The 16,406-nt window shown below is 70.1% G+C and carries 11 protein-coding genes and 1 pseudogene; 4 read left to right on the top strand and 8 right to left on the bottom strand.

Annotated elements, in window-relative coordinates; translation table 11 throughout:
- Positions 1-12: 12 nt before the first annotated feature.
- Complete coding sequence (locus OHA61_RS01495) at positions 13-2,211, bottom strand: MMPL family transporter (RefSeq protein WP_406301295.1); 2,199 nt, start codon at positions 2,209-2,211, stop codon at positions 13-15.
- 84 nt (positions 2,212-2,295) lie between these two features.
- Here OHA61_RS01495 and OHA61_RS01490 point away from each other — a divergent pair, with 84 nt between their 5' ends.
- Positions 2,296-2,946: a TetR/AcrR family transcriptional regulator gene (locus tag OHA61_RS01490; RefSeq protein ID WP_406301294.1), complete on the top strand. Its 651-nt coding sequence runs from the start codon at positions 2,296-2,298 to the stop codon at positions 2,944-2,946.
- A 9-nt stretch (positions 2,947-2,955) separates the two neighbouring features.
- Here OHA61_RS01490 and OHA61_RS01485 read toward each other — a convergent pair whose 3' ends face one another.
- The gene (locus OHA61_RS01485; RefSeq protein ID WP_406301293.1) at positions 2,956-4,074 is read right to left on the bottom strand and encodes an isoafricanol synthase; all 1,119 of its coding nucleotides are present in this window, start codon (positions 4,072-4,074) and stop codon (positions 2,956-2,958) included.
- A 324-nt stretch (positions 4,075-4,398) separates the two neighbouring features.
- On the opposite strand from OHA61_RS01485, the gene OHA61_RS01480 reads away from it, so the two are divergent.
- Entirely contained in the window at positions 4,399-7,329 is a 2,931-nt protein-coding gene (locus OHA61_RS01480; protein ID WP_406301292.1) for an ATP-binding protein, read from the top strand.
- Positions 7,330-7,385: 56 nt separating this feature from the next.
- Here OHA61_RS01480 and OHA61_RS01475 read toward each other — a convergent pair whose 3' ends face one another.
- Complete coding sequence (locus OHA61_RS01475) at positions 7,386-8,267, bottom strand: S1 family peptidase (protein WP_406301291.1); 882 nt, start codon at positions 8,265-8,267, stop codon at positions 7,386-7,388.
- Between the two features lie 231 nt (positions 8,268-8,498).
- On the bottom strand, positions 8,499-9,266 hold the full coding sequence (locus OHA61_RS01470; RefSeq protein ID WP_406301290.1) for a hypothetical protein: 768 nt from the start codon (positions 9,264-9,266) through the stop codon (positions 8,499-8,501).
- A 138-nt stretch (positions 9,267-9,404) separates the two neighbouring features.
- Between OHA61_RS01470 and OHA61_RS01465 the strand changes: the two genes are divergently transcribed.
- Positions 9,405-9,875 (top strand): cupin domain-containing protein, encoded by a 471-nt coding sequence (locus OHA61_RS01465; protein ID WP_406301289.1) that lies wholly within the window; start codon positions 9,405-9,407, stop codon positions 9,873-9,875.
- Positions 9,876-9,951: 76 nt separating this feature from the next.
- Here the strand turns inward: OHA61_RS01465 and OHA61_RS01460 are convergent, their stop codons facing one another.
- The 4 genes and pseudogenes from OHA61_RS01460 to OHA61_RS01445 form a co-directional block, all read right to left on the bottom strand.
- Positions 9,952-11,100: an XdhC family protein gene (locus OHA61_RS01460; RefSeq protein ID WP_406301288.1), complete on the bottom strand. Its 1,149-nt coding sequence runs from the start codon at positions 11,098-11,100 to the stop codon at positions 9,952-9,954.
- On the bottom strand, positions 11,093-13,279 hold the full coding sequence (locus tag OHA61_RS01455; protein WP_406301287.1) for a xanthine dehydrogenase family protein molybdopterin-binding subunit: 2,187 nt from the start codon (positions 13,277-13,279) through the stop codon (positions 11,093-11,095). Before OHA61_RS01455 ends, OHA61_RS01460 begins: the two co-directional genes overlap by 8 nt.
- Complete coding sequence (locus OHA61_RS01450) at positions 13,276-14,268, bottom strand: FAD binding domain-containing protein (RefSeq protein ID WP_406301286.1); 993 nt, start codon at positions 14,266-14,268, stop codon at positions 13,276-13,278. The genes OHA61_RS01455 and OHA61_RS01450 overlap by 4 nt, the downstream gene beginning before the upstream one ends.
- Positions 14,265-14,690, bottom strand: a pseudogene (locus OHA61_RS01445) (2Fe-2S iron-sulfur cluster-binding protein); the annotation flags it as partial. The pseudogene OHA61_RS01445 and the gene OHA61_RS01450, both read right to left, overlap by 4 nt.
- A 223-nt stretch (positions 14,691-14,913) precedes the next feature.
- Between OHA61_RS01445 and OHA61_RS01440 the strand changes: the two are divergent.
- Positions 14,914-16,398 carry an IS4 family transposase gene (locus OHA61_RS01440; RefSeq protein WP_406301285.1) on the top strand — a complete coding sequence of 495 codons (1,485 nt, stop codon included), beginning with the start codon at positions 14,914-14,916 and terminating at the stop codon, positions 16,396-16,398.
- The last annotated feature ends 8 nt before the right edge of the window (positions 16,399-16,406 follow it).

Below are 16,406 nucleotides of genomic sequence, written 5' to 3'. Positions count from 1 at the left end.
GGGCCGGCGAGGTCAGACGCCGACGGGTGTCCGCTCGTCCTCGGCGGGTGCGCCTTCGGTAAGGCCCAGCCGCTTGTGCACCGAGCGCAGCGGCCTCGGCGCGTACCAGGCCGTACGCCCCAGCAACCGCATGGCTGCCGGCACGAGTACCCCGCGTACGGCCACCGCGTCGATCAGGATCGCCAGCCCGCTGCCGAGCCCGAACATCTGGATGAAGCTGACACTGGACGTGGCGAAGGCGAAGAAGCTCACCGCGAGCAGCCCAGCCGCCATGGTCACGATCCGCCCGGTGTGCGAGAGCCCGCTGGACACGGCTGTCTCGGTGTCGGCGCCCGCGTCGTGCAGCTCCTTGATCCGGCTGGTCACGAAGACCTCGTAGTCCATGGACAGGCCGAAGGCGATGCAGAACATGAGCACTGTCATCGAGGTGTCCATCGGCTGCGGCGTGAAGCCGAGCAGGGAAGCCAGGTGGCCGTCCTGGAAGATCCACACCATGATGCCGATGGCCGCGGTGAGGCTGATGGCGTTCAGGACCAGCGCCCGCAGTGGCTGCACCACGCTGCCCGTGAACAGGAAGAGGATCACGAAGGTGGTGCCCGCGACGAGACCGATGGCGGCCGGGAGCCGGTCGGCGATCGAGTCCTTGGAGTCGATGAGCCGCGCGTCGGTGCCGCCGACCAGCGCCTCGGTGCCGGCGGGCGGATCCACCGCCCGTACGTCCTTGACCAGGTCCTGGGCCTCGCCCGACTTGGGGGTGAGGTCGCTGACGACGGCGATCCGCTGGGCGTCGGGCCGGCCCAGTGCGGCGTTGGCGGGCCCGGGCGGGGCGAAGCGGCCGTCCCGGAAGGTGCCGGCGGAGGTCTCCACCCGCACCGCGCCGTCGAGCCGCGAGATGTCGGTCGCGTACGTGCGCAGGTCGGCCGGTGCCACGGGCCCGGTTGTCACGATCTGAACCGCCGACTCGTCGCTGCCGGTGAAGTCGTGCTGCACCGCGGTGGCGACCTGCCTGCTCTGGGCACTCTCCGGAAGCACCCGCTCGTCCGGCGTGCCGAAGGTGACGCCGAGCAGCGGACTCGCGGCGAGCAGCAGCACCCCGAGGACCGGCAGTGCGGTCAGGGCGGGCCTGCGCATGACCGTGCGGGCCAGTCGGCCCCACAGGGGCGCCTCGGCGCTGCGCACGGTCTTCGCCCAGGGCAGTCGGCCGTTGTTGACCCGGTGACCCAGCACGGCGAGCAGCGCTGGGATGACGACCAGGGCGCTGACGGCGGCGATGGCCACCACGCCGATGCCGGCGTAGGCGAAGGAGCGCAGGAAGTACTGCGGGAAGACCAGCAGCGCGGCGAGTGCCGCGGCGACGGTCGCCGCGGAGAAGGTGATGGTCCGCCCGGCCGTGCGTACCGTGTGCCGCAGCGCTTCGGGGACGGCGGCGCCCTGCGCGAGGTGCTCGCGGAACCGGCTGATCATGAGCAGGGCGTAGTCGATGCCCAGGCCCAGGCCGAGTGCGGTGGTGAGGTTGATCGAGAAGACCGACACGCTGGTGAGACTGCCGAGCACATAGAGCTCGGCGAAGGTGCCGACGATCGCGATCAGTCCGATGACCAGGGGCAGCAGTGCCGCCACCACGCTGCCGAAGGCGATCACCAGCAGGACGAGGATCAGTGGCACGGCGATGGTCTCGGCCAGCGCGAGGTCCTTGGCGACCTGGGTGGGCACTTCGTCGCCCACCGCGGCCGATCCGCCGGCCTGGACGGTCAGCCCGTTATGGCCGCCGGTGTACTCGTCGATGATCGCCGAGGCGTTGTCGCCCTGCTCGGTGTCGTCGCCCTTGACGTGGGCCAGTACCAGCGCCTCGTTCCCGTCCCGGGAGGTCAGCGCGGAGGCGCCGGTGTCCCAGTACGAGATCACGTTCGCCACGGTGGGCTCGCCCCGAAGCTCAGAGGTGAGGGCGCGGCCGGCGCGCTGGGCGGTGGGGGAGCCGATGCTGCCGTCGTCGGCCCGGACCAGCAGAACGAGGTTGCTCTCGCCGCCGAACTTGTCGTCGATGAGCTCCTGGGCGCGGGCAGAGGGCGCGCTCGGATCCTCGAAGCCGCCGCCCTGGAGCTTGCCGAACGCCCCGAAGCCGATGGCTCCCATAGCGATCACGGCCACCACGGTGAGTATCAGTACGAGCCTGCCCCGGTGCAGGGCCAGCCCGGTGATTCGGTCGAACATGGTCATCACCTACCGATGTTTACTCCGTTAACATCGACGATGACATATGATGTTAATAGCGTCAACTTCGGGCAGAATGGGGCCATGGAATCGACCACGGGCTCCAGGTCCCGCTATCACCACGGCGACCTCCGCAACGCGCTGATTGAGGCTGCCGTCGAACTCGCGGCCGAAGGCGGCCCCGAGCGTGTCGTCCTGCGCGAGGCGGCCCGCAGCGTCGGCGTGTCACCCACCGCCGCGTACCGTCACTTCACCGGCCAGGGAGATCTCCTCGAGGCTGTGAAGATCGTCGGCCAGCAGGCGCTTGCCGACTCGATGGCCGAGGCCGTACGCGTACTCCCCGCGCTCGACGACCCGGGGGAGCAGGCCGTTCGCAGGGCCGAGGCGATCGGGCGCGGCTATGTCCGGTTCGCGATCGAGCACCCGGGCCTCTACCGCACCGCCTTCTGCCGCACGCCCCTGGCGCAGAGCGGCGACTTCACCGGCCTCGAAGCCCCCGAGTCCAGGCCGGAGTTCGCGGCGTTCGTACTGCTCTCGGACACGCTCGACATGCTCGTGGCCGCAGGCCGGATGCGGCCGGAGAACCGGCCTGCGGCGGAGGTGGCCGCCTGGTCGGCCGTCCACGGACTCGCGCTGCTCATCCTCGACGGCCCGCTCGCCCATCTGCCCCCCGACCAGCGCGACGCGGTCGTCGAGCGCACCCTCACCACGCTCTCCGCCGGCCTCACACGCTGAGCGTGGTGCTCAACTCTCTGTCGGCACACTCCGCCGGGCACCGTCGCCGCAGGACTCGCGTGTCACGGCGAGGTACGCCCAAGGGCGTTGCCGCCCGCCGCTCACGGCGGCGATCCCGGTCTCGTCATAGCGGGAAGTCGCAAGGGACCAGGCGAGGTTGCCCGCCATCAGGTGACCCATGCCCTCCACGTAGTGGTCGATGTGCCCCCGCACCTCCGGAAGTACGCCTCGCTCGCTCAGCGCCTTCGGGAGAACGGCCGCGAGCTGCGCGAAGCGGGCCAGGTGCGCGTTCGCGCGGGCGGCGATGTACGCGACGGACTGGTCCAGGGTGCAACCCTTCTGTTCGCGGAGGACGATCACGCTGTTGTTCACATCCCCGGCCGCCAGTTCCTTGACGAGCGAGACGATGTCATTGACGAAGATCACCACATCGCCCGTGATCTCACGCATCTCCCGCAGCGGGTAGGAGCCGTGCAGCTCGTCCGGCAGCGCGTAACCACCGCACCGCTCGGTGAAGTCGAGGCAGGGCTGTACCCCTATGGAGTCGCGCCGGACCTTGAGGAACTGGTCCAGGGAAGGCAGGCGTTGCGCGCTGCGGTTGCGTGCTTCCCCCAGGTGGGCGGCCATGTAGGCCTGCCAGTGCGTACGGAAACGACGCCGCCAGTTGTATGGTGTGCGGGCCGTTGCCCGGCGCCAGATGTCCCGGAATCCCCGGACGAGCGGCGGGCCGTGCCCGCCGGACACCTGGGGCGCGCCGTCCGTCGTCATGGTCCGTACGAGGGAGTCCACCACGGGTTCGATCGCCTCGGGTCTCATCCCCAGGTGCCCGTCGAACTGGTCGTCGAAGATGAAGAACCAGGCGTTGAAGTCAGCTGCCAGCTCAAGGTCGTTGCCTGTGGCGTCGGGGTAGAAATACGCCATCAGCCGCTCGAGCCGCAGCGCGTCGTATTCAGCCGTCGCGGCTTCCCCGGTCAGCAATCCCGTCTCCTGCAGCCACTGCAGTGAGTGCCGCCGGGCCCGCTCCGCCTGAGGGTTGAAGCGGGCGGGGAACGGAATCCTGATCGCGGCGGTGCGCCGGGTAGGGTCCGTGAGCGCCCGGTTGCGGCCTGAAGCCATCGTGTTCGCCATACACACCCCCTGGGTGTCCGCGGCGCGTCCCGCCGCGACGATGCACGCCTGGCGCATTCTTGGCGTTCTTTCGAGGCTAGGCGTCGCCTCACGCGTTCAGCCGTGATCGACGGGTGCACTGGGGCGTAGGACCGGCGCACGCGACCGCGTGCGCGCCCTCTGCGGCGCAGTGTGAGCGAGGCGGGGTGAGGTAACCGCCGTGCGGTCACCGGTGTTACCAGAATTTCGGCCCCATGGGGCAAAAGCCGCCGCGACGGGCTACGGACCGTCTCCGAGGGCGTACTCTTCGCGTACTCGGACGACACACGGTCGAAGGAAACGGATGTGACCTACTCAGGAGACCGGCCGGGGCGACCGCGTCGGCTGCTGCTGGAACGTGACGCGGAACTCGCGGCAGTGGATGTTCTGTTGACCGACCTGAGCGGGTCGTCCACGGGCTCGGCCGCGCCAGGTACTGGCGGCTTACTGACCTTTGCCGGGCCGGCGGGACTCGGCAAGACGACTCTCCTTACAGAGGTACGCAGGAAGGCCGTGGCTCGCGGCTGCACAGTGCTCTTCGCCCGCGGAGGAGAGCAGGAGCAGGGCGTCGCCTTCCATGTCGTACGCCAGCTCGTCCAGCCCGTACTCGCGGCAGCCACCGAGAAGGAACACCGCAAGATACTTGGCAGTTGGTACGAAATCGTCGCCCCTGCCGTCGGTCTGGTAGCCGGGAACAGCAACGGCTCACCCGATCCGCAGGGAGTGCGGGACGGCCTGGACTGGATCGCCACCCGCTTCGCCGTCCAACAGGCGCCGCTGGTGGTGATGGTTGACGACGCTCACTGGGCCGACGCCGAGTCGCTGGCCTGGCTCACCGGCTTCGCACCGCGGGTCAGTGAGCTCCCGTTGCTGCTCGTCGTGGCCTATCGCTCCGATGAACTCCCCGCCGACGCTGTGGCGTTCGGCAGACTTGCCGAACGCCACGGATCGCGCCCCTTCGACCTCGTACCGTTCACCCCCGGCGCGGTCAGCCGCATCGTCCGCGACACCCTGGGTGAGGAAGCCGACGAGGGATTCTGCCGCGAGGCGTGGGCGGTCACCGGAGGGAACCCGTTCGAGACCGTCGAACTCACCGCCAGGGTCGCCGATCGCGGGCTGAAACCTCAGGTCGTGCACGTGCCCGAACTGCGGGAGCTCGCCTCCGCCGTGAAGGGCGGCGGGCTCATCGAGCGGCTGGAGCGGCTCGGCACCTCCGCCGTCCGGTTCGCCTGGAGTGCAGCCGTGCTGGGCGCCGAGGCGTCCCGGAGTCTGGCGGCGAGCGTCGGCGGACTGGGCGATGCCGAGTCCGCGGACGCCGTCACCCGGCTGCGCCAGGCCCGTATCTTCGCCGACCCGGCTCCCGACGCCCCGGACGACGACCGGTTGGAGTTCTTCCACCCGCTGGTCGCCACCGCCGTGTACCGGGCGATTCCCGCGGCGTTCCGCGTGGCCATGCACGGGCAGGCCGCCGCTGTTGTCTCGAGCGCGGGCCTGGGCGCCACCGCGGCTGCCCGGCACCTGTTGGAGGTGCACCCCGAGAGCGACCCCTGGGCCGTGCGGCAGTTCCGCGAAGCCGCCCGCGAATACCTCAGGGCAGGTGCTCCCGAGGCCGCCCGGCGCTGCCTCGCCAGGGCACTGCGCGAGCCACCAGCGCTGGAGGAGCGGGCCGATGTGCTGTTCGAACTCGGCTGCTCCGCCCTGCTGACCGAACCGGCGACCACGGTCAACCATCTGCGGGCCGCACTGGACGAGCCCGTTCTCGACCCGGCCCTGCGCGAAGCCATCGTCTACCGGCTGGCGCAGGCTCTCGGCCACTCGGACCGGATGGCGGAGGCCGCCGAGACGGTTGCCGAAGCCGCCCGGGGGGCCACCAACGCAAGGACCCGGCTGCGCATGCAGGCGGAGCAGTTCATGTGGAACGCCTTCCGGGCCGACGAACAGGACTCGCCCGCCCGCTCGCGAAAGCTGGCCAGGCTCGCCGAACACCTCACAAGCCGCGGCACAGCGGAGCGGTACATCCTGGGGCTGCGTGCCTGGGACGCCATGGTGCGCGGCGAGCCCGCGGCCACCGCGCTCCACTATGCGGAAGAAGCCCTCGGTGAGGGCCTCAAGTGGACCGACGAACAGTGGGGTTTCGAGGTCCCGGTCCTGGTCGCCCTCACCTTCATGTACTGCGACCAGCCGGGGCGAGCGGAGGAACTCTTCAACAGAGGCATCGCAGAATGTGAGACCAAGGGCTGGCGCGGAGCCCATCTGTCCTTCGGTTACACACTTCTGGGGTATATCCGGTATCGACGCGGATGCCTTGACGAGGCTGAGAGCCTGGTCCGCGGCGGATTGCGTATCGCGGACAGGGTCGGGCACCAGGTGCCCGCACAGTACTTCGCCATCGGCATCCTCATCGAGATCCTGCTTGCCCGGGGCCGCATCCAGGACGCCCAGGAACTCGCCACCATGTACAGCTACGGCGATGTCGTGCCCAGCGCTGTGGTGTACCCGGACTCCCAGACCGTCTACAGCGAGCTGTTGCTCGCTCTCGGCATGCATCGAGAGGCCGAGCATCAGCTCGCCCGGGTCGGTCTGCGGCTCGAACCGCGCGGCATGCGCAACCCCGCCTGGTGCCCCTGGCAGCTCCACCTGGCCCAGGCACTGAAAGCCGACGACCCCGAACGCGCCCTTGAGTACGCCTCCGAAGGCGTCCGCAGAGCCCGCCGATTCGGTACCCAGTCGGCCATCGGACAGGCCTTGCGTGCCATGGCCTCGGTGGCCCGCGGCGCGGAACGGGTCACCCTGCTGGCCGAAGCCGTCGAACACCTTGAGCGCTCGCCGTCCGGCTACGACCTGGCGTGTGCGCTGGTGGACCACGGCAGCGCACTGCGCCAGGTCGGACTGCCGCAGGACGCAGCCGAGCAGCTTCACCGTGGACTGGAAGGCGCGGTTCAGTGCGGGGCCGACGCCCTCGCGGCGCGGGCTCGTGAGGAGTTGGACGCGGCTGGTCTGTGGCCGGTCCAACTGCGCGCCGTGGCCACCGATTCGCTCACCGCACAGGAACGTACCGTGGCCGAATGGGCTGCCCGAGGCTGGTCGAACGCCCGTATCGCGGAGGCGCTGGGCGCTCAGGACCCGGTGGTGACGCGCATGCTGTCGGACATCTACCGCAAGGTCGGCTCCGACCACGAGGGCCTGACACGGCTGATCGGGAGGCAGGACGGCGCACGGCCGACACCGGGTGACTGAGCCGCAAGGTGAAGCCCCCACGGGCTCGCTGCTCCCGTGGGGGCTCCGCAATGGGATCAGTAGAGGCTGACCTTGTACTTGGCCAGGGCCTCGGGGACGGGCTGGTAGAACGTCGTGCCGCCGGTGGAGCAGTTCCCGCTGCCGCCGGAGGTGATGCCGAGCGCCTTGGTTCCGTCGTAGAGCGGGCCGCCGGAGTCGCCGGGTTCGGCGCAGACGTTGGTCTGGATCATGCCGCGGACCGTGCCGCCGCCGCTGTAGTGGACCGTGACGTTCAGCGCGGTGACGGTGCCGCTGCGCGTGCCGGTGGTGGAGCCGGTGCGCTTGACGGGTTCACCGACGTAGGCGTTCGCCGCGGTGAAGCCGCCCGGGTGGCTGAGCGAGGCGTTGTCGTAGCGCACGAGGGCGTAGTCGTTGCCCGGGAAGCTGGAGTTGATGGTGGGGCCGATCAGCGTGGTCAGGCCGGAGTTGGTGTACCAGCTCTTGGCCACGTCGCCGCAGTGGCCCGCCGTGAGGAGATAGTACGTACTGCCGCTGACGACATTGAAACCGAGCGAACAGCGGTAGCCGCCGCCGTAGATGGCATCTCCCGCGGAGAGCATCGGAGTGAAGACGCCGGATGCCCGCTCAATCTTGATCGCGCCCGCTTCGGCGCCCGCCGATTTCTTGATCTTTGTGATACCGGCGCGGGAGACGGTGCTGTCCGCGGTGACGACGACCCTGCCGGACGTGCTGTCGACATGCCAGGCGGTGCCGCCGACATCGGCCCTCAGTACCGCCTCGCTGACCCGGGAGAGCTGTGTGGCGCTGTACGTGTGCGGGGTGGCCGCGGCCGCGCTCGGCAGGGCGACCACGGTGGCGGCTACCAGACCGGCTGCGGCAGCGAGTATCTGGATGCGTCTCGCGGTGCCACTACGGGGGGTGGTGCGCTCGATCCTCACTGATCTCCTCCTGGGGATGGGAGGGGCCCGGGGGGTGAGAGGCCCGTGAGGCGCAGCCAGGGCAACGTGATGACGTGTCCCCGACAAGCGCTGCGGTGGAGTATCGGACAGTCGCGGACCGGCCACAAGAGTGCGGACAGGGACCGGTACGCACGGCGGTGTCCGGCCGCTCATGGAAAGCGCGTTGCTGAGCCGTGGGTAACCTCTGGCACCGCCCGGCCGAGATTGACGTCAGCGCGGCGAAAGCTGGTCGTACGTCCTGAAGGTGTAGTACGAGGACAAGGTGATCGCGTTCCCGGCCTTCGCCGGGAGGCTGAACCGGTCGTTGACGAGGCGGCTCAGGGGTCCACAGCCGTCGGCGGCCGGAGCGGTGAAGACATCGTCGTACGCGTCGAACTTGATGATCGGCGGGTTCTTCGACACCCACTGGGAGGCGCCCGCTCGCTGCAGGCGGAGCTCGATCGGGGCGTCGCCACCGATGACGCAGCCGTGCGGCAGCAGGGGACTGAGGGCGCGAAAGCGCATGGTGAACAGACCCAGGCTGTTCCCTGCAGAGTAGAAGTCGGACCAGCCGCCGTACTCGGGCTGCAGGGACAGGGAGAGCAGGCGGCTGTGGTCCCCGGCGACGTTGCCGAGGAGGCCGCCGGGGACCCGCGTCGGCGCTGCGCGCAGCGCGCCCCAGACCTGCCCCTTGCTTCCGTCGGGCATCGGGCCTTCGGCATGGGTGATCGTGATTGGTGCCAGTTCGGGGACGCTTCGGCTTCCGAGGGTCAACGAGCCGGTAGCGGTGAGCACTTCGCACTTCCAGCGGGGCGCGTCGACACCGGCCGGGATCTCCGGACAGTCGTTGAAGTCGTACGAGGGGGTGGGAGGCACGTCAGCGGCGACGGCGGGGGCGCCGGCCGCACCGATGACGGTGGTGGCGAGGGCGGCGGCGACGGCGAGTCCGGCGACCCCGCGGCGGACGGTCGAGGGGCGCTTGTCAGTGGTGGTCTGCATGAGAGTCAGCCTCCTGGCGCACACCGCCCGGCGGCCATCGGGAAGCCCCCTGGCCCTACCCTGAGGCGCCCCTGACCCCATGTCAGGGTGTGGACCTCAGCGGGCTGCTTCGCTGCAGGTCTCTGCCATGATGCGACGATGATCGAATATGAATCGCCGGACCGCCGCCCGCTGTTTCGCCGCCCCGACGAGGGGGAGTTGATCGACGTGGCGGGGGTCGGACATTTCTTCAGGCTCACCGCCGAGCACACCGAAGGCCGGTTCGCCTTCGAGGAGTTCACGCTGGGCCCGGGGATCGTGGGCGCCCGACCCCATGTCCACCACGGACACGACGAGTACTTCTACGTCCTGGAGGGGGACTTGACCCTCCACAACGGCGACGGTGAGATAACGGCCGGTCCCGGTGGCCTGCTGGCCGCGGTGCGCGGCACACCACACGGATTCCGCAACGCCGGCACACAGACCGCGCGAGCCCTGTGTCTCTACACTCCTGCCGGATACGAGGGGTACTTCCGCGAGGTGCATGCGGCAGTGGCCGCAGGCGCCGAAGTGACTGACGAACTGCTGGCGGAGTTCCGCGGACGGTACCGCACGAACTCCGCGAGCTGAGCATGAGCGCCGGCCCGCAACAGGTATGCCAAGCACGGGAGTTGGTCAAGTCCCCGAACCTTCGAGGGGGACATGGTCAGGCCGCTGTTCGGGAGCGGGTCCCGCCTGCGTCCCTCCCGTCGGTGTCGTGGTGAATGGGCGTCCCCGAACCGGTCAGCGGAACCCCCGTCCCGCCCCGGCGCGCCGCGACGATCTCCGCCGCGATGGACAGGGCGGTCTCCTCGGGGGTGCGGGCGCCGAGGTCGAGGCCGATGGGGGAGCGCAGCCGGGCCAACTCGCCGTCCGTGACGCCGACTTCGCGCAGACGCCGGTTGCGGTCCTCGTGGGTTCGGCGCGAGCCCATCGCGCCGACGAACGCGACTGGCAACCGCAGGGCCGTCTCCAGCAGCGGCACGTCGAACTTGGCGTCATGGGTGAGCACGCACAGGACGGTTCGTTCGTCCGTCGCGGTGCGCCGGAGGTAGCGGTGCGGCCAGTCGACCACGAGGTCGTCGGCCTCGGGGAAGCGCACGCGGGTGGCGAAGACCGGCCGGGCGTCGCACACGGTCACGTGATAGCCGAGGAACTTGCCCGCCCGTACGAGCGCCGTCGCGAAGTCCACGGCACCGAAGACGATCATCCGGGGCGGCGGGACGCTCGACTCCACGAACAGCGTCACGCCGCCCGGGCAGCGCGACCCGTCCTCCGCGATCTCGACCGTGCCGGTGCGGCCGGTGTCCAGCATCGCGCGGGCCTCCGCCGCCGCCGTCCTGTCCAATTCCGGATCGGCGTCGAGGCTGCCCTCGTACGATCCGTCGGGGTGGACGAGCAGCACCCTGCCGAGCAGTTCGTCCGGGCCCCGGGCCACCCGGGTCAGTGCCGCCGCCTCTCCTCGGTCCGCCGCCGACACCCCTGCCCGGAACACCGGCGCGTCCGCGCGCACCGGCGTGACCAGGACTTCGATGACGCCACCGCAGGTGAGTCCCACAGCGAAGGCGTCCTCGTCGCTGTATCCGAAGCGTTCGCGCGCCGTCCGGCCGTCCTGGAGCGCCTGGACGCACAGGTCGTACACGGCCCCTTCCACGCAACCGCCGGAGACGGAACCGATGGCGGTGCCGTGGCTGTCGACTGCCAGCGCGGCGCCGGGACCGCGTGGCGCGCTGCCGCCGACTGTCACGACGGTGGCAACGGCGAAGTCCCGGCCCTGATCGAACCAGCGGTTCAGCTCCTCGGCGATGTCAAGCACTCCGGACTTCCTCCTCCGACCGACTCCGGGCCTCCTCCTCCGCCCGACGCCTGGCTTCGTCCGCCGCCCGCAGGACGCGGTCCGGACGGATCGGCAGGTCCCGGTGGCGTACGCCGGTCGCGTGCCACACCGCGTTGGCGATCGCGGCGGCTACGCCCACGATGCCGATCTCGCCGATGCCCTTGATCCCGACCGGGTCGTCCGGGACGGGGTCGTCCACCCAGTCCGCCTCGATGAGCGGGACGTCGGCGTGCGCGGCGAAGTGATAGCCGGCGAGGTCGGCGCCGACGAGGCCGCCGGATGCCTGGTCCCTGACCGCCTCCTCGTGGAGGGCCATGGACAGCCCCCAGGTCATCCCGCCGATGAACTGGCTGCGGGCCGTGAGCGGGTTGACGATGGTGCCCGCGGCGTAGATGCCGAGCAGCCGTCGCGCGCGCACCTCACCGGTGGTGACATCCACCGCGACCTCGGCGAAGTGCGCCCCGAAGGAGTGCCGTTCCCTCTGCGCGAGAGCCCCGATGGCCTCGGCGGTGTTCGACCGGGCGGTGATCCCCTCCGGAGGAATGCTGTCCGCCAGGCCCAGTCGCTCCCGCAGCTCGGCCACAGCGAGTGTCACCGCCCATGCCCAGGAGCGCGTGCCCGTCGAGCCGCCGGCGATCATCGCCGGACCGAGGTCGCTGTCCGCGATGTGCAGCCGGATGCGGTCCCGATCCACCTCCAGCGCGTCCGCGGCGATCGAGGCGATCGCGGTCCGCGCCCCCGTGCCGATGTCCGTCGCGTTGACCCGCACGGTGAAGGTTCCGTCCGGCTCCGCGGTCACGGCCGCCGTGGACGGGCCGACTCCCGAGGGGTAGGTGGCCGCCGCCGTTCCGGTCCCGAGCAGCCAGCGCCCCTCACGGCGCACGCCGGGACGCGGGTCGCGGTCCGCCCAGCCGAACCTGCGGGCGCCCTCCTCGAAGCAGGCCAGCACATTGCGGCTGCTGAACGGCAGCCCGGACACGGGACCCGTCTCGGGTTCGTTGCGCGCGCGCAGCGCGATCGGGTCCATGCCGCACTTCTCGGCCAGCTCGTCGAGGGCGGATTCGAGGGCGAAGGACCCCGGCGCCTCACCCGGTGCCCGCATCCAGGTCGGGGTCGGCACGTCGAGCCGTACGAGCCGGTGAAGGGTGTGATGCGCGTCGGCGTCGTACATGACGCGCCCCATCACGGCGCTCGACTCGATGAATTCGTGCACGGTCGACGTCAGACTCTGTGACCGGTGGTCGAACGCGCGCAGCCGCCCGTCGGCGTCGGCGCCGAGCCTGATCCGCTGCGCTGTGGGGCTGCGGTAACCGACCAGCGAGAACATCTGGCGGCGGGTCAGGACGACACGGACCGGACGGTGGAGGACGGTCGTTGCCATCACGGCGGCCACTTGGTGGGGGCTCAGGCCCTTCGATCCGAAGCCGCCGCCGACATGCTCGGCCCGCACCCGTACGGAAGCCGGATCGAGTGAGAAGAGCGATGCGAGTTCGCCCGCCACCCAGGTACTGCCCTGGTTGGAGTCGACGACGTCGAGCCGGCCACCGTCCCAGCGAGCTGTCGCCGCATGCGGCTCCATCGCGTTGTGGTGTTCCTCCGGCGTGGTGTACTCCTCGTCCACGACGACTGCGGAAACACCGAGTTGAGCCTCGATGTCTCCCTTCTCCGTCCCGGCCTGGACCATCGGGGTGTCCTGCGGCGTGTACGCATCGGAACGTCCCGAGGAGAACGCCACGTCGTGCGGTTCTTCGTCGTATCGCACCACGAGGGCCTCGGCGGCCTCTCTGGCCTGCTCGGACGTCTCGGCCACCACCAACGCCACCGGCCAGCCCACGAAGGGCACACGGTCGTGCTGGAAGATCCCGAGGACCGGGTTCGGCCGCCCCAGCATGCCGACATATGCGGTGTCGACGCGCGGCGCGTTCCCATGGTGCAGCACGGCGAGGACGCCGGGCATGGCCAGGACGGGGGAGTCCTCCACGGAGCGGATACGGCCACGGGCCACGGTCGACAACACCAGCCAGCCGTGGGCGAGTTCGGCGAAGGGTACCTCTCCGGCGTAGCGAGCGGCGCCGGTGACCTTGTCGCGGCCCTCCAGGCGGATGCGGGCGGAGCCCACGGCTCCCGTCACGGCTGCGATGTCGGTCGTCGTGGTCATCGGGAGGCCTCCTCGGTGAGTTCGGTGAGCACGGCCACGACGAGGTTGCGCATCAACGTCACCTTGTATCCGTTCTCGGGCAGTGCCTCGGCGGCCGCCAGTTCGGCATCCGCGGCGGCGGCGAACGCCTCGGCGTTCGCCGGGCCGCCGGTCAGCACCCGCTCGGCCGCACGAGCCCGCCACGGCCGGGACGCGACCGCCCCGAACGCGAGACGTACTTCGCGTACGACATCGTCCCGGACGTCGAGCGCGGCGGCGATCGAGCCGATCGCGAATGCGTACGAGGCGCGCTCGCGGACCTTGCGGTACCGCGCATGGGCGGCGACGGGGGCCGGCGGCAGCGTGACGCCGGTGATCAGCGCGCCGGGCGGAAGCGCGGTCTCGATGTGCGGGGTGTCGCCCACGGGCAGATAGAAGTCGGGAAAAGGCAACTCGCCGGGTCCCTCGGCGGTTTCGTACGAGATGACCGCGTCGAAGGCGGCGAGTGCGACGGCCATGTCCGAGGGGTGGGTGGCGGCGCAGTGCTCGGAGGCGCCGAGGATCGCGTGGTTGTGGTGCTCGCCGGTGAGGGCGGGGCAACCGCTGCCGGGGGCACGCTTGTTGCACGGTTTGCTGAGGTCGGTGAAGTAGCCGCAGCGGGTGCGCTGGAGCAGATTCCCGCCGACCGTGGCCATGTTGCGCAGCTGTCCCGAGGCGCCCGCCAGGACGGCCTGCGACAACGCCGGGTAGTGACGCCGTACGTCGGGGTGGGCCGCGAGATCGCTGTTGGTGACGGTCGCGCCGATGCGCAGCCCACTGTCGTGGCTGAACTCGACTCCGTCGAGGGGAAGTCCGGTGATATCGACGAGCAGGGCGGGCCTTTCCACGCCGGCCTTCATCAGGTCGACGAGGTTGGTGCCGCCGCCGAGGAAGCGGGCGTCGGGGTCGGCGCCGAGCAGGGCGACTGCTCCGGAGACGTCCAAGACGCGTTCGTAGCCGAATTCCCTCATGCCGCCGCCTCCTTGTCGCCGGCCCCGGCCGCCTCTGCCGCCTGCGCGACCGCCTGCACGATCGACACATAGGCGCCACAGCGACACAGGTTGCCGCTCATCCGCTCGCGGATCTCTTCGGCGGTGAGCGCGGGCACTCCCGCTTCGGGCCGGACATCGTCGGTCACGGCGCTCGGCCAGCCCGCGGCGTGTTCCTCGATCACCGCGAGGGCCGAACAGATCTGCCCCGGTGTGCAGTAACCGCACTGATAGCCGTCGAGGTCGAGAAAGGCCTGCTGCACGGGATGCAGCCGCTCACCGTCGGCCACGCCTTCGATGGTGGTGATCGCGCGCCCCTCGGCCGCGACCGCGAGCTGAAGGCAGGAAACTGCCCGGCGCCCGTCGAGCAGCACCGTGCAGGCGCCGCATTGGCCCTGGTCACAGCAATGCCGGTGAGTTAGCACGTAGGTGCAGGTCAGGTGTTCATCGGCGAGGGGTTCAGGTAGAAATATCCCCTCGTGACGTTGCGTAGTTCGTTACTTCTAGTGATGTGTCGGCGGAGGCCGGGACGCGGCAACGGAGCTCCCGGTAGGACAGAAGATCGACCAAGATCCGATTGTCCGCGAGGGAACTCCGTTGGTTGCTCAGTGTGCCACCGCCGGTCCGTTGTCTGCCATCGCCGAGGGTGGCCAAGTCCCGTTAAGCGGGCTGGTGGCGCCGCCGGAGGGGCGCTTTGGCGAGCATGTGCGTCTCGGCGTGTTGACCGAGGAGATCAGTCCTGGGCTGGTGGACGAGGTTGTGGCGCTGACAGGCTGCGGCGAGCGTCGCCGTCGGCTGTTGCCGGCCCGGGCGGTGATCTACTTCGTCCTGGGTTTATGCCTGTTCAGCAGCTCCGACAGTGCCGGTCCGCCGGGATACCGGTCGGTTCTGCGCACGCTGACCGAGAAGCTGCGGCACCTGCCGGGCATGTGCGTGCAGCGCCTGCCCACCAGCTCTGCCCTGACCCGGGCCCGGCAGCGACTGGGCGACAAGCCGCTGCAGGCACTGTTCGAGCGACGATGCGGCCCGCTGGCCACGCCGACAACCTCGGGCGCGTTCGCGTTCGGGCTGCGGCTGGTCGCCTGGGACGGCACCGCGCTGGACGTCCCCGACACCCCCGCCAACGCACGGGAGTTCGGGTTCACCGGCAAAGGCAGTGTCAACCAGAGCGGACACCCGCAGGTCCGCCTGATGGCGCTGACCGAGTGCGGCACCCACGCCCTGATCGACGCGGCCTTCGACGCCGTGGCCAAGTTCAGCGAGCACAAGCTCGCCCGCCAACTGCTGGCCTGCCTGCGGCCGGACATGCTGCTGCTGGCCGACCGCAACTTCTCCGGCTACGAGTTGTGGGGCCTGGCCCGGGCCACGGGCGCCCATCTGGCCTGGCGGATCAAGAAGAACCTGGTCTTTGTCCCGCTGCGGGTACTGCCCGACGGGTCGTATCTGTCGGTCATGCCGACCCCGAAGGAGACCGTCCGGCACGGACAGGCCAGGGCGGCCGGCCGCACCCTGGCCGAGCCGCCGAAGGGCCACACCGTCCGCATCATCCAGTACACCGTGACCGTCCGGCCCCGGGTCGGGCTGCCCCGCACCGAGACATTCCGGCTGGTCACCAGCCTGCTGGACCCCCAACTGGCCCCGGCCCGCCAGCTGGCGCTGACCTACCACGAGCGGTGGGAGATCGAAAACGGGTTCGCGGAGCTGAAGAACCGCCTGCGCGGTGCCGGGTTCATCCTGCGCTCCAAGGCCCCCGAGCTGGTCTGCCAGGAGATCTATGCCCTCCTCACCGTCTACCAGGCGTTGTGCGCACTGGAGATGCGCGCGGCAGAGCAGGCCAGGATCGATCCCGACCGGATCTCCTTCACCGTCACGATGCAGCTCGTCCGGCTGACTGTCGCCGCTCAGGTCGCGGCGGACGCGACCGCGCTGGGCACCGCCCGCCGCGAGGTCGTGGCCGAGCTGCTGAACGCCCTCCTCCCGACCCGGCGCAACCGGCAGTGCCAGCGCATCAAGAAGCCGTCCAAGAACACCTTCGAGGTCAGGAAGCGGGACCAGCCCCGCACTCCCAGTAACGTCCACTACACACTCAGAGTCACCAAGCACCCGAGCTGACCTGCACC

Source organism: Streptomyces sp. NBC_00885, from assembly GCF_045207475.1.
Taxonomy (GTDB): domain Bacteria; phylum Actinomycetota; class Actinomycetes; order Streptomycetales; family Streptomycetaceae; genus Streptomyces.
This window is presented reverse-complemented; position numbering and strand designations above follow the sequence as displayed.

Coding starts and splice junctions, on each gene's coding strand:
- OHA61_RS01495 (WP_406301295.1), bottom strand. CDS start 2,211: ATGTTCGACCGAATCACCGGGCTGGCCCTGCACCGGGGCAGGCTCGTA.
- OHA61_RS01490 (WP_406301294.1), top strand. CDS start 2,296: ATGGAATCGACCACGGGCTCCAGGTCCCGCTATCACCACGGCGACCTC.
- OHA61_RS01485 (WP_406301293.1), bottom strand. CDS start 4,074: ATGGCGAACACGATGGCTTCAGGCCGCAACCGGGCGCTCACGGACCCT.
- OHA61_RS01470 (WP_406301290.1), bottom strand. CDS start 9,266: ATGCAGACCACCACTGACAAGCGCCCCTCGACCGTCCGCCGCGGGGTC.
- OHA61_RS01465 (WP_406301289.1), top strand. CDS start 9,405: ATGATCGAATATGAATCGCCGGACCGCCGCCCGCTGTTTCGCCGCCCC.
- OHA61_RS01455 (WP_406301287.1), bottom strand. CDS start 13,279: ATGACCACGACGACCGACATCGCAGCCGTGACGGGAGCCGTGGGCTCC.
- OHA61_RS01450 (WP_406301286.1), bottom strand. CDS start 14,268: ATGAGGGAATTCGGCTACGAACGCGTCTTGGACGTCTCCGGAGCAGTC.